Origin of the sequence: Pseudomonas sp. IT-P100, assembly GCF_949767185.1 — a bacterium.
Taxonomy (GTDB): Bacteria; Pseudomonadota; Gammaproteobacteria; order Pseudomonadales; family Pseudomonadaceae; genus Aquipseudomonas; species Aquipseudomonas fluorescens_B.
The window spans coordinates 1-12,578 of the sequence record NZ_CATKQK010000008.1 but is presented as its reverse complement, the minus strand read 5'-3'; the positions used below and the strand labels follow the sequence as shown (position 1 = coordinate 12,578).

The window sequence follows — 12,578 nt, the reverse complement described above, 5'->3', positions numbered from 1 at the left end:
AGGCAAAATTGATGAGCGGCGTAAAAGTACGCGAACACGATAGGAACAGGCAGGAGGGTGTCAGGTTCTCAAGCCGAAAATGCCCACAGTCCAGCGCAAGGCGGGGGCGCTGGACATGTCAGTTATCGGTCGTTTTTAACGGGTGCGATAACGCAGGCGGGTGCCGAAATTCATCGACATCAGGATTTCGTCGGCACTCAGTTCTGGCGGAAAGTAGGCGCCGGAAATCTGTGCATGGGCCAGGCTGGCCCCTTCCAGCTTGGAGTGAGTGAAGTCGATGCCGCGCAAGTCGGCGGAGCGGAAATAGGCATCGGTAAAGTCGATGCCGTCGGCGTTCAGCTCTCGCAGGTCCAGGCCTCGGAAATCACCACCGACCATGTCGATAGGCCCGTCTTTTGGACGTTCGTTGTTGAAACCTGTGATGTCGTCTTTGTGCAGCAAGGCATAAAGCGGGGTGTCGAGAAGTTTGGGCTGGTTCATGTCACATCACCTGTTGGTTTTATGACGCCAGTATAGTGCCACTATTTGACAGCCGTGAAGCCGGCGAAGGCTCCACGGCTGAAATACTTTCTTACAGCCCTGGCAAGCGTTGGCGAATTTGCGCAACGACGGTGTCAAGGGTTCCGGCTTCATTGGTCTGAACGCGCTTGCTGCAGAGGATTTCTTCTGGCGTCAGGGCTTCACGACTGGCTTGCTGGGCTGCGATCACAGCCAGGTTGGCGTCGGACGGATCCTTTTTGTCTGCCTGACGCAGGGCCAGCCAGCTTTCGATCACCGCCTGTGGCGCGTTGCAGTCAAGGATCAGGAACGGCGCCCCGGTGGCTTCGGCAATTCTGGCCGCGCCATCACGCTGATCGCGCTTGAGGTAAGTGGCATCGACCACCACCGGGAAGCCGGCTCGCAGGATCACGGCGGCGATTTCATGCAGACGGGTGTAGGTCGCGGCGCTGGCGTCTGCGCTATAAATGCCGGCCTGCGGATCGTTCGCGACGGTTTGCTCGCCGAACAGGCGTTTGCGTTCTACATCGGAGCGCAGGCGGATCGCGCCCAGCGCTTCCACCAGTCGCATGGCCACATGGCTTTTGCCGACAGCCGAAACGCCGTGCGTAATGGCCATGAAGCGCGAAGGAATGGTGCTGTAGCTTTCCGCCAGGTTGGCGTAATTGCGGTACTGGCGCAGGGTGGTGGCGCGCTGCACCGGGTCGGCTTCGGCCGGCATGCTGAACAGGCTGACCTTGGCGCGAACCAGTGCGCGGTAGGCTTTATAGAAGTTCAGCAGCTCCAGGCCCTGGTAATCGCCGGTCAGCTCCAGGTATTGGCTGATGAAGCGACGGGCCAGGCTTTTCAGGCCGCGGTCTTCAAGGTCCATCGCCAGGAAACCGGTGTCGGCATAGACGTCGGTGAAACGGAACGGTTCGTTGAATTCGATGCAGTCGAAGATCACGACCTTGCCATCGATCACGGTGGCGTTACCCAGGTGGATGTCGCCGTGGCACTCGCGGATGAAACCTTCGGCCTTGCGTTGGGCGAACAGCGGCTTGAGGCGTTCGAAGCTGCTTTCGGCCCAGGCTTGCAGGGCGTCGAGTTGCAGCAGGTCGGCCTTGTCGCTCAGGAACGGGCGGATCTGTTCGAAGTTCTGCCGCACCGGCGCCATGACGCTGTCTGGCGTGCCGGCTTCGTGTTCCGCAGGTACTTTTGGTGCGGTGAGGTGGAATTGCGCAATCTGTGCGGCCATCTCGTCGATGTGCGCGGTGGTCAATTCGCCATTGGCTTGCAGGGTGCTGAGCAGTTGGCTCTGTGGGAACTGGCGCATCTTCAGCGCATATTCGATGACCGGGCCTTCGCCGCCCAGTTGTGGTGCTTCGGCACTGCCGGTAATCGGCAACACTTCGAGGTACAAATCATTGGTCAGACGCTGATTCAGACGCAGCTCTTCGCCGCAGAAATGCTCGCGAGCCTCAAGGCTGGTGAAGTCGAGGAAGCCGAAATTGACCGGCTTCTTCACTTTATAGGCAAACGGGCCTGTGAGAATTACCCAGGAGATGTGGGTTTCGATGACCTGGAACCCGTCTACCGGATGCGGGTAAAGGGCCGGGTTTTGCAGGGCGGCGATCAGGGACTGGCTCACAGGTGTTCCTTCAGAGTCTGGGAAAATTCACGGTCGCCATTATGGCCGCAAGTCCGCCCGACGCAAACCTCGGAGGGCTCCTGTTGAGTATGAATAAAGTGCGTATAATCCGGCGCCATGACTCGTACTCGATCCCCCCGCACCCCCAAAAAACCACCTTCCAGGGGCCTGAGCCCTTGGCTGGGCTGGGCCCTTAAACTCAGTCTGGTCGGCCTCGTGGTGCTTGCCGGATTCGCGGTTTACCTCGACGCTATTGTCCAGGAGAAGTTCTCCGGCAAGCGCTGGACCATCCCGGCGAAGGTGTATGCGCGCCCGCTTGAGCTGTTCACCGGCCAGAAGCTGAGCAAGGAAGACTTCCTCACCGAGCTCGACGCTTTGGGCTATCGCCGCGAAAGTGTGAGCAACGGCCCCGGCGCTGCGTCAGTCAACGGCAACACCGTCGACTTGAATACCCGTGGTTTCCAGTTCTATGAAGGTCTGGAGAAAGCGCAGCCCGTGCGCGTGCGATTCTCCGGCGACTACGTGGCCGAACTCTCGGCGACCAACGGTTCGAAGCTTTCTGTCGTGCGGCTGGAACCGCTGCTGATCGGCGGGATTTACCCGAAGAATCTCGAAGACCGCATTCTGATCAAGATCGATCAGGTGCCGCCGTATTTGCTGGAAACCCTGATTGCCGTGGAGGATCGGGACTTCTATAGCCATTGGGGCGTGTCGCCGAAGTCGATTGCCCGCGCCATCTGGGTCAACACCTCGGGCGGCAAGATGACCCAGGGCGGCAGTACCCTGACGCAACAGTTGGTCAAGAACTTCTACCTGACCAGCGAACGCAGCCTGACCCGCAAACTCACCGAAGCCATGATGGCAATGCTGCTTGAGCTGCATTACGACAAACGGGAAATTCTTGAGGCTTACCTCAATGAAGTGTTCGTCGGTCAGGATGGTCAGCGCGCGGTGCACGGTTTCGGTCTGGCCAGCCAGTTCTTCTTCGGGCAGCCGTTGTCCGAGTTGAAACTGCATCAAGTTGCGATGCTGGTAGGCATGGTCAAGGGGCCGTCCTATTACAACCCGCGTCGCAATCCGGAGCGGGCGCTCGAGCGGCGCAACCTGGTGCTCGACGTACTTGAGCAGCAAGGCGTCGCCACCGCCGAACAGGTCGCTGCGGCGAAGAAAATGCCGTTGGGCGTGACGACACGCGGCAAACTGGCCGACAGTTCGTTCCCCGGTTTTATCGATCTGGTTAAACGTCAGCTGCGCGAAGACTATCGCGATGAAGACTTGACCGAAGAAGGCCTGCGGATCTTCACCAGTTTCGATCCTATTTTGCAGATGAAAGCCGAAGCGTCGGTCAACGATACGTTCAAGCGCTTGTCCGGGCGTAAAGGCTCCGATGACGTTGAAGCGGCGATGGTCGTGACCAACCCGGAGACCGGCGAAGTCCAGGCCATGATCGGCAGTCGTCAGGCGAGCTTCGCCGGTTTCAACCGGGCGCTGGATGCTGTCCGACCGATCGGCTCGCTGATCAAGCCGGCGGTCTATCTGACAGCCCTTGAGAAACCGACCCAGTACACGTTGACCAGCTGGCTGTCGGACGAATCCTTCTCGGTCAAAGGCGCGGACGGTCAGGTCTGGAAACCGCAGAACTATGACCGCCGTTCCCATGGCACGGTTTTCCTTTATCAAGGCCTGGCACATTCCTACAATTTGTCTACCGCGCGTCTGGGGTTGGCGGTGGGCGTGCCGAATGTCTTGAAGACGGTGGCTCGCCTGGGTGTGAGTCGCGAGTTTCCGGCATTTCCGTCGATGCTGCTGGGCGCTGGCGGCATGACGCCGATCGAAGTGGCGACCATGTACCAAACCCTCGCCAACGGTGGGTTCAATACGCCGATGCGCGGGATCCGTAGCGTACTGACGGCCGAAGGCGAGCCGCTCAAGCGGTATCCGTTCCAGATTCAGCAGCGTTTCGATCCGGCTTCTATATACCTGATCCAGAGCGCCATGCAGCGGGTCATGCGTGAAGGCACCGGCAGTTCGGTTTACAACGTGTTGCCGAAAACTCTGACGCTGGCCGGCAAGACCGGTACCAGTAACGATTCGCGAGACAGCTGGTTCGCCGGTTTCAGTCAGGACTTGCTGGCGGTGGTGTGGTTGGGGCGCGACGACAACGGCAAGACACCGTTTACCGGTGCCACCGGTGCGTTGCAGGTCTGGACCAGTTTCATGCGCAAGGCCGATCCGTTGCCGCTGGATATGCCGCAGCCGGATAATGTGGTTCAGGCCTGGGTCGATTCACATACCGGGCAAGGCTCTGATGCCAACTGCCCAGGCGCCGTGCAGATGCCGTATATTCGCGGCAGCGAACCGCCTCCCGGCGCCGCGTGCGGTGGCGAAAGCCCTGTTAACGGTGAAACGGTGATGGATTGGGTCAAGGGCTGGATGAATTAAGCAAAGAGGGTTTCAAGTGAACAAGTGGTTGATTCCAGCGGTGACCGCCGTGGCTTTGCTCAGCGGTTGCTCAAGCGTACAGCGCGGTTCGATTCCGGTTGTGGATGCCGGCAGCGCCGTTTCCAACAGTGAACGGGTTTCGGCAAATGGCGGATTTCGTCAGACGACGACCAAGCGTCCTGTGCAAGCCCAGACGCAAGCGATTCCGCAAGGCGACACTGGCGTCGTGGTCATGGTGCCGGGTGGCGGAGCAGTGGCGTCGGCACCGATCAGCACCTCGCCGATTACGCCTGGCCCGATGACCTCGGGTCCGATCGACACCTCGCCGGTTCAGTCGGCGCCGATCAATCAGGGCAGCTACAGCATGCCGTCGACACCGAGCGGGATTCCTTCGTCGAGCGCTGGTGGCCTGTCTGCCGACGAACAGCTGGACGGCCCGGTGCTGGCATTGCTGACCACCGCTCAGCAGCAACAGGCCGGTGGCGACCTCAACGGTGCCTCTTCCAGTCTCGAACGCGCCCAGCGTGTCGCGCCGCGTGAGCCGCAAGTGCTTTATCGTCTGGCTCAGGTCCGCATGGCGCAAGGCGATGCGGCACAAGCCGAACAGTTCGCCCGTCGCGGTCTGACGTTCGCCAATGGTCGTCCGGCGCTTCAGGCCAGCCTGTGGGAACTGATTGCGCAGGCTCGTGAGAAACAGGGTGATTCCGCAGGCGCATCACTGGCCCGTCAAAAGGCCAAGGTTTCGTCGTGATGGACGCACGCTTTCCCAAGATTGCCGAGCAGTTGCTATTGATCGAGCGCGAGCTGCGCGTTCAGGGGTGGTGGGGCGATGTCTCGCCTTCCGCTGAGGCGCTGTCCAGCGTCGAGCCGTTCTCGGTCGATACGTTGGATTTCGAGCAGTGGCTGCAATGGATTTTCCTGCCTCGCATGAAAACAATCCTGGAGCAGGATTTACCGCTGCCCAATGCTTCTGGCATTCAGGGGATGGCCGAAATGGTCTTCGCCGCGCGCAATGTTCAGGGCAGGGATCGGCAGTTGCAGGTACTGCTCAAAGAGTTCGACCTGTTGATTACCGCCTCTCGCTGACCCGTTCTTTGTAGGGACGAGCTTCTGCTCCTACAGGCGTTACTGGCAGTTCTCGGCGATCTGTCTCTGCGCTTCTGCGGTGCGCTCCTGACGTTGTTCGTCAGTCAGGCGGCGCATCTCACCGTCGACATCCTCCCGCAGTCGCGGATTGTTCTGCAGTTGCGCCAGGTTCGTCCGAGCCTGCTCACAGAACACCTTCAGTTGGGCTTGCTGCTCGGCGACCTGTTTTTTCACTGTCTTGTCGATGGCTTGTTGATCACCGATGGCGTTACTGCGTGGCAGCGTAGCCGGCTTGCCCGCAGAGGGTGAGGGCGTGACCACGGTCGCGGCTTCCCGGCCCTGGGGCGGTTGCGCATCGAAGTGGGTAACGCCCTGCTCATCGACCCATTTGTATATCTGGGCCGCCATGGACACAGGGCAGATGCCGATCAGCAGGCTGGCGGTCAGGAAAAACGTTCGCATGCCATTTCCTTGTATTGAGTTGCGCAATCGAAGCTAACACAGTTGCTGTTTCGCGGTTTTTTCTTGCTTTCTCATGTGCTTAGTTCAATAAAGCACATTGACGACTTGACTTGCAGGGGACGAAACAGAAGAATCCAAAGTCCGCTGTAGAGGGACTGCCAGAAGCAGACCCACTCGGCAGATCATGAGGCGCACACCCGCGCCGACCTGTTACACCCGCAACGCGTTACCTCGCGCTGGGTGGGAAAGGCCCGCAACACTTGGGACGATCCCAATACTTGCTCAGTCAGTGCTGACGTAGTCGGCGACCACCGTCGCTCATGCTCTGCCGAGAAGTAAACCTATTAAGACCCGTCCCCCTTTGATGTGGACGGTATTCTGGCGTTTTAGAGGTGAACAACGTGGAGCTTTTATCTGGCGGTGAGATGCTCGTCCGCTTTTTGCGTGACGAAGGCGTCAAATATATCTACGGGTACCCGGGTGGTGCTCTTCTTCATGTCTACGATGCCCTGTTCAAAGAACCGGAAGTGACACACATCCTGGTTCGTCACGAGCAGGCTGCGACCCATATGGCTGACGGCTATGCCCGTGCCACCGGTAAAGCCGGCGTGGTACTGGTGACCTCCGGCCCGGGCGCAACAAACGCCATCACCGGTATTGCCACCGCGTACATGGACTCCATTCCGATGGTGGTCATTTCCGGCCAGGTGCCTAGCACCATGGTAGGCACCGATGCGTTCCAGGAAACCGACATGATCGGTATCTCCCGGCCGATCGTGAAGCACAGCTTCATGATCAAGCACGCCTCGGAAATCCCGGAAGTCATGAAGAAAGCGTTCTACCTGGCGCAATCCGGTCGTCCTGGTCCGGTCGTTGTTGATATCCCGAAAGACATGACCAACCCGGCCGAGAAGTACGAATACATCTTCCCGAAAAAAGCCAAGCTGCGTTCCTACAGCCCGGCCGTTCGCGGTCACTCCGGGCAAATCCGCAAGGCAGCCGAAATGCTCCTGGCGGCCAAGCGTCCGGTGATGTACGCCGGCGGTGGCGTGATTCTCGGTGGTGGCTCCGCGCCGCTGACCGAATTGGCGAAGATGCTCAACCTGCCAGTGACCAATACCCTGATGGGGCTGGGTGCCTACCCTGGCACCGACCGTCAGTTCATCGGCATGCTCGGCATGCACGGCAGCTACACCGCTAACCTGGCGATGCACCATGCTGACGTGATCCTCGCAGTCGGCGCACGTTTCGACGATCGCGTGATCAACGGCGCGTCGAAGTTCTGTCCGAACGCCAAGATCATTCACATCGACATCGATCCGGCTTCGATCTCCAAGACCATCAAGGCCGACGTACCTATCGTCGGTCCGGTCGAGAGCGTCCTGACCGAAATGGTCGCGATCCTCAAGGAAATCGGCGAGACCCCGAACAAGGAGTCCGTTGCGAGCTGGTGGAAGCAGGTTGATGAATGGCGCGGTGATCGCGGCCTGTTCCCTTACGAAAAGGGCGACGGCAGCATCATCAAGCCGCAGACCGTGATCGAAACCCTGTGCGAAGTGACCAAGGGGGATGCCTTTGTGGCCTCCGACGTGGGTCAGCACCAAATGTTCGCGGCGCAGTATTACAAGTTCAACAAGCCGAACCGCTGGATCAACTCCGGTGGCCTGGGCACCATGGGCTTCGGTTTTCCGGCGGCCATGGGTATCAAGTTGAGCTTCCCGGATGCCGACGTCGTCTGCGTGACAGGCGAGGGCAGTATCCAGATGAACATTCAGGAGTTGTCGACCTGCCTGCAGTACGGTTTGCCGGTCAAGATCGTCATCCTGAACAACGGTGTTCTGGGTATGGTTCGCCAATGGCAAGACATGAGTTACGGCAGCCGTCACTCGCACTCCTATATGGAATCGCTACCTGATTTCGTCAAGCTGGCCGAGGCTTATGGTCACGTCGGCGTGCGCATCACCGAATCGAAAGATTTGAAGTCGAAGATGGAAGAAGCGTTCGCCATGAAGGATCGCCTGGTGGTGCTCGATATTTCGGTCGATACCAGCGAGCACGTCTACCCGATGCAGATCAAAGACGGCTCCATGCGCGATATGTGGCTGAGCAAGACGGAGCGTACTTAATCATGCGGCATATTATTTCCTTGCTTCTGGAAAACGAACCCGGCGCTTTGTCTCGTGTAGTCGGCCTGTTCTCGCAGCGCAACTACAACATCGAAAGCCTGACTGTGGCGCCAACCGAAGACCCGACTCTGTCGCGTCTGACGCTGACCACGGTGGGCCACGATGAGGTCATCGAGCAGATCACCAAGAACCTGAACAAGCTGATTGAAGTGGTCAAACTGGTCGACCTGTCGGAAAGTGCTCACATCGAGCGCGAACTGATGCTGGTCAAGGTCAAGGCCACCGGCGCCCAGCGCGCCGAGATCAAGCGCACCACCGATATTTACCGTGGGCAGATCGTCGATGTCAGCGCTAGCGTGTATACCGTTCAATTGACCGGTACCAGCGACAAGCTCGACAGCTTCATTCAGTCCATCGGCACCGCGTCGATTCTGGAAACCGTCCGCAGCGGCGTAACCGGTATTGCTCGCGGCGACAAAGTACTCAGCATCTAAACCAAATTAGCGAACGGCCTGAACGGCCTGGATATATAGGGGAATTTCATGAAAGTTTATTACGAAAAAGACTGCGACCTGTCGATCATCCAGGGCAAGAAAGTTGCCATCATCGGTTACGGTTCCCAAGGCCACGCTCAAGCGTGCAACCTGAAAGACTCCGGCGTTGACGTCACTGTCGGCCTGCGTAAAGGCTCGGCCACTGTTGCCAAAGCCGAAGCCCACGGCCTGAAAGTGACCGACGTTGCTTCCGCAGTTGCAGCTGCCGACCTGGTCATGATCCTGACCCCGGACGAGTTCCAGTCTGCCCTGTACAAGAACGAAATCGAGCCGAACATCAAGAAAGGCGCCACCCTGGCCTTCTCCCATGGCTTCGCGATCCACTACAACCAGGTTGTGCCGCGCGCTGACCTCGACGTGATCATGATCGCGCCGAAGGCACCGGGTCACACCGTGCGTTCCGAGTTCGTCAAAGGCGGCGGTATTCCTGACCTGATCGCTATCTACCAGGATGCTTCCGGCAACGCCAAAAACGTTGCACTGTCCTACGCTGCTGGCGTGGGTGGTGGTCGCACCGGCATCATCGAAACTACCTTCAAAGACGAGACCGAAACCGACCTGTTCGGCGAGCAAGCCGTTCTGTGCGGCGGTACCGTTGAACTGGTCAAGGCCGGTTTCGAAACCCTGGTTGAAGCTGGCTACGCGCCGGAAATGGCCTACTTCGAGTGCCTGCACGAACTGAAACTGATCGTTGACCTCATGTACGAAGGCGGTATCGCCAACATGAACTACTCGATCTCCAACAACGCTGAATACGGCGAATACGTGACCGGCCCGGAAGTGATCAACGCCGAATCCCGTCAGGCCATGCGCAACGCCCTGAAACGTATTCAGGACGGCGAATACGCCAAGATGTTCATCAGCGAAGGCGCAACCGGCTATCCTTCGATGACCGCCAAGCGTCGTAACAACGCCGCTCACGGTATCGAAATCATCGGCGAGCAACTGCGCTCCATGATGCCGTGGATCGGTGCCAACAAGATCGTCGACAAAGCCAAAAACTAAGTCGCGCACTTGTACGGAAAACGCGGCCTAGGCCGCGTTTTTTCGTTTGCGCGGCCGGTTCTGGTATAAAGCTGCATCGTTTGCGGCCGAACCCTCGTCCCAGACACCTGTCGAAACTTTCCACCCCGTTGCAAGGTAATGTCCATGAGCGAACGTCCCGAAGAGCCAAACCAGGCTTCTGACGCCGAAAGCCTGCTGCCCATCGATGAACACATCGAAGAAGGGCATGACGCTGAAGGTCGTAAAGTCCGGCATCGTGGTATCTATCTTCTGCCGAATCTGTTTACCACTGCGAACCTGTTCGCAGGGTTCTACTCCATCATCAGCTCGATGAGTGCCCAGAGCGCGTTGAGTGCCGGTGATGCAATCGGTGCGAGCAAGTATTTTGCGTTTGCCGCGATCGCCATTTTTGTCGCCATGGTGCTCGACGGTCTCGACGGTCGCGTTGCCCGTATGACCAATACCCAGAGTGCCTTCGGTGCCGAGTACGACTCGCTCTCCGATATGGTCGCCTTCGGTGTCGCACCGGCATTGCTGGCCTTTGGCTGGGCCTTGGGCGATATGGGCAAGGTCGGCTGGATGGTCGCCTTCATTTATGTCGCTGGCGCCGCACTGCGTCTGGCGCGTTTCAATACCCAAGTGGGCACTGCGGACAAACGCTACTTCATCGGCCTGGCCAGTCCGGCTGCCGCGGGTGTGGTTGCAGGGATTGTCTGGGCGTTCAGCGATTACGGCATTCAGGGTTCGAAGATGTCTTTCCTGGTGGCGCTAATGGTTGCTGCCGCCGGCATGTTGATGGTCAGTAACATCAAGTACAACAGCTTCAAGGAGCTGGACCTGAAGGGGCGCGTACCTTTTGTGGCGATCCTTGCGGTCGTGCTGGTGTTCGCCGTCGTATTCAGTGATCCGCCGCGCATCCTGCTGCTGGTTTTCCTCGCCTACGCAGCATCGGGTCCGGTTCAATATCTGTTACGTCTTCGTCGGCACAAAAACACGTAATTTCCCTCATACTCCGCAGTCTATTGGTGTATCTGTTCTCCAATTCTGCGGAGTTGCCATGCTGATCAAAGTCCCCAAGACGTCCGACTGCCACGAGTCGGACGTTACGCCTGAATCCCTCTATCTATCTCGTCGAAATGTGCTGGGTGCTGCCGTCGCCGGTTTGGCAGTGAGCAGCTTGCCGAGCTGGGTCAGCGCGGACGATGCCGTGCGCTATCCGGATGTCGAGCCTGGCAAGGCGCCTTCCTGGTTTGCCGAGAAACTTCCTTCTACCCGGTGGGGGGCGGTCAACGTCAAGGATGAAGCGATCACGCCATTCAAGGATGCAACCCACTACAACAATTTCTATGAGTTCGGCACCGATAAAGGTGATCCGGCGACGAACGCGGGCGCGCTGAAAACCGAACCCTGGAGCGTTGTGGTGGATGGGGAGGTCGGCAAGCCGGGTCGATATGCGCTGGAAGACTTCATGAAGCCGTACCAGCTCGAAGAGCGCATTTATCGTCTTCGTTGCGTGGAGGCCTGGTCGATGGTTATCCCGTGGATCGGTTTTCCCCTATCGGCTCTGCTCAAGGAAGTGGAGCCGACCTCCAAAGCCAGATTCATACGCTTCGAAACCCTGCAGGATCCGAAGACCATGCCGGGTCAGCGCTCTGGTTTTGCCTTGATCGACTGGCCCTATGTAGAAGGGCTGCGTCTGGATGAGGCAATGAACCCGTTGGCGATTCTTGCGGTGGGCATGTATGGGCGCGAGTTGCCTAACCAGAATGGCGCGCCTTTGCGCCTGGTGGTGCCATGGAAATACGGCTTCAAGAGCATCAAATCCATCGTGCGGATCAGCCTCGTCAGCGAACAGCCGAAAACCACCTGGCAAAGCATTGCCGCGGATGAGTATGGCTTTTATGCGAACGTGAACCCGACTGTCGATCATCCGCGCTGGACCCAGGCCCGAGAGCGGCGTTTGCCGAGTGGTCTGTTCAAGCCCAACGTGCGCGACACGCAAATGTTCAACGGCTACTCGGATGAAGTCGCTTCTTTATATGCAGGGCTCGATCTGCGGAAGAATTACTGATGCGATATCCGTTATGGCGAGTGGCGGTCTTCATCGCGGCGGCGATATGGCCGTTGCTTTGGCTTTACCAGGCCTGGGCGGATGTGCTGGGGCCTGACCCGGGTAAGGTGCTGGTTGATCGGTTAGGGCTGGGGGCGCTTGTGCTACTGCTTATTACGTTGAGCATGACGCCTTTGCAGAAACTTAGCGGTTGGGCGGGGTGGATTGCTGTCCGTCGGCAACTGGGTTTGTGGTGTTTCGCTTATGTGGTTCTGCATTTGAGCGGTTACACGGCGTTCATTCTCGGTTTCGATTGGTCCCAGATGGGTGTCGAATTGCGCAAACGTCCCTACATTATTGTCGGGGCGCTTGGCTTCCTTTGTTTGTTGGCGTTGGCGTTGACCTCTAATCGCTACAGTCAGCGGCGTTTGGGATCTCGCTGGAAGAAGTTGCATCGGCTGGTTTATGTGGTTCTCGGACTCGGATTGCTGCATATGTTGTGGATTGTGCGTGCCGATCTAAAGGAGTGGGCGGTTTATGCCTCAATAGGGGGGCTGCTGTTAGTGCTGCGCCTACCCCCGGTAACCCGCCGAATTCCACGTCTAATCGCTAAAAAGCCATCTTCTGCAAGAAAAGCGTAATTAAGAGTTGACGGCAGATTCTGGAAGTCTATAATTCGCCCCACTTCCGGCGCAGTCGAAACGGAAAACTCCTTGGTAAACAAC

Annotated in this window: 12 protein-coding genes; 9 read left to right on the top strand and 3 right to left on the bottom strand. The window is 58.2% G+C overall.

Features of this window, described 5'->3' with window-relative positions; all coding sequences use genetic code 11:
* Positions 1-135: 135 nt before the first annotated feature.
* A complete protein-coding gene (locus ACM6IQ_RS06250) occupies positions 136-480 on the bottom strand; it encodes a pentapeptide repeat-containing protein (protein ID WP_414878292.1) in 345 nt (114 codons plus the stop codon).
* Between the two features lie 91 nt (positions 481-571).
* Entirely contained in the window at positions 572-2,128 is a 1,557-nt protein-coding gene (locus ACM6IQ_RS06245; protein WP_414878291.1) for an AAA family ATPase, read from the bottom strand.
* Between the two features lie 117 nt (positions 2,129-2,245).
* On the opposite strand from ACM6IQ_RS06245, the gene mrcB reads away from it, so the two are divergent.
* Genes mrcB through ACM6IQ_RS06230 form a run of 3 tightly spaced genes read left to right on the top strand, consistent with a single transcriptional unit; the run spans position 2,246 to position 5,656 of the window.
* On the top strand, positions 2,246-4,570 hold the full coding sequence (mrcB, locus tag ACM6IQ_RS06240) for a penicillin-binding protein 1B (protein WP_414878290.1): 2,325 nt from the start codon (positions 2,246-2,248) through the stop codon (positions 4,568-4,570).
* A 16-nt stretch (positions 4,571-4,586) separates the two neighbouring features.
* On the top strand, positions 4,587-5,321 hold the full coding sequence (locus tag ACM6IQ_RS06235) for a tetratricopeptide repeat protein (RefSeq protein ID WP_017340792.1): 735 nt from the start codon (positions 4,587-4,589) through the stop codon (positions 5,319-5,321).
* Positions 5,321-5,656, top strand: a complete 336-nt coding sequence (locus ACM6IQ_RS06230) for a YqcC family protein (protein ID WP_414878289.1) — start codon at positions 5,321-5,323, stop codon at positions 5,654-5,656. The genes ACM6IQ_RS06235 and ACM6IQ_RS06230 overlap by 1 nt, the downstream gene beginning before the upstream one ends.
* A 39-nt stretch (positions 5,657-5,695) precedes the next feature.
* On the opposite strand, the gene ACM6IQ_RS06225 is transcribed toward ACM6IQ_RS06230, so the two are convergent.
* A complete protein-coding gene (locus tag ACM6IQ_RS06225; RefSeq protein WP_414878288.1) occupies positions 5,696-6,118 on the bottom strand; it encodes a DUF4124 domain-containing protein in 423 nt (140 codons plus the stop codon).
* Between the two features lie 401 nt (positions 6,119-6,519).
* Here ACM6IQ_RS06225 and ACM6IQ_RS06220 point away from each other — a divergent pair, with 401 nt between their 5' ends.
* From ACM6IQ_RS06220 to msrQ, 6 genes are all read left to right on the top strand, one after another.
* Positions 6,520-8,244, top strand: coding sequence for an acetolactate synthase 3 large subunit (locus ACM6IQ_RS06220; RefSeq protein WP_414878287.1), 1,725 nt, complete (start codon positions 6,520-6,522; stop codon positions 8,242-8,244).
* 2 nt (positions 8,245-8,246) lie between these two features.
* Positions 8,247-8,738, top strand: a complete 492-nt coding sequence (gene ilvN, locus ACM6IQ_RS06215) for an acetolactate synthase small subunit (protein ID WP_003176102.1) — start codon at positions 8,247-8,249, stop codon at positions 8,736-8,738.
* A gap of 48 nt (positions 8,739-8,786) precedes the next feature.
* Entirely contained in the window at positions 8,787-9,803 is a 1,017-nt protein-coding gene (ilvC, locus tag ACM6IQ_RS06210) for a ketol-acid reductoisomerase (RefSeq protein ID WP_007948647.1), read from the top strand.
* Positions 9,804-9,947: 144 nt separating this feature from the next.
* Positions 9,948-10,802, top strand: a complete 855-nt coding sequence (gene pssA, locus ACM6IQ_RS06205) for a CDP-diacylglycerol--serine O-phosphatidyltransferase (RefSeq protein ID WP_017340788.1) — start codon at positions 9,948-9,950, stop codon at positions 10,800-10,802.
* A gap of 58 nt (positions 10,803-10,860) precedes the next feature.
* A complete protein-coding gene (msrP, locus tag ACM6IQ_RS06200; RefSeq protein WP_017340787.1) occupies positions 10,861-11,874 on the top strand; it encodes a protein-methionine-sulfoxide reductase catalytic subunit MsrP in 1,014 nt (337 codons plus the stop codon).
* Positions 11,874-12,494 (top strand): protein-methionine-sulfoxide reductase heme-binding subunit MsrQ, encoded by a 621-nt coding sequence (msrQ, locus tag ACM6IQ_RS06195; RefSeq protein ID WP_414878286.1) that lies wholly within the window; start codon positions 11,874-11,876, stop codon positions 12,492-12,494. The genes msrP and msrQ overlap by 1 nt, the downstream gene beginning before the upstream one ends.
* Positions 12,495-12,578: the final 84 nt, after the last annotated feature.

What these genes read in the sequence shown, in the direction of transcription:
- ACM6IQ_RS06230 (WP_414878289.1), top strand. Translation starts at nt 5,321, where the DNA reads ATGGACGCACGCTTTCCCAAGATTGCCGAGCAGTTGCTATTGATCGAG.
- pssA (WP_017340788.1), top strand. Translation starts at nt 9,948, where the DNA reads ATGAGCGAACGTCCCGAAGAGCCAAACCAGGCTTCTGACGCCGAAAGC.
- ilvC (WP_007948647.1), top strand. Translation starts at nt 8,787, where the DNA reads ATGAAAGTTTATTACGAAAAAGACTGCGACCTGTCGATCATCCAGGGC.
- msrQ (WP_414878286.1), top strand. Translation starts at nt 11,874, where the DNA reads ATGCGATATCCGTTATGGCGAGTGGCGGTCTTCATCGCGGCGGCGATA.
- ACM6IQ_RS06250 (WP_414878292.1), bottom strand. Translation starts at nt 480, where the DNA reads ATGAACCAGCCCAAACTTCTCGACACCCCGCTTTATGCCTTGCTGCAC.
- ilvN (WP_003176102.1), top strand. Translation starts at nt 8,247, where the DNA reads ATGCGGCATATTATTTCCTTGCTTCTGGAAAACGAACCCGGCGCTTTG.
- mrcB (WP_414878290.1), top strand. Translation starts at nt 2,246, where the DNA reads ATGACTCGTACTCGATCCCCCCGCACCCCCAAAAAACCACCTTCCAGG.
- msrP (WP_017340787.1), top strand. Translation starts at nt 10,861, where the DNA reads ATGCTGATCAAAGTCCCCAAGACGTCCGACTGCCACGAGTCGGACGTT.
- ACM6IQ_RS06225 (WP_414878288.1), bottom strand. Translation starts at nt 6,118, where the DNA reads ATGCGAACGTTTTTCCTGACCGCCAGCCTGCTGATCGGCATCTGCCCT.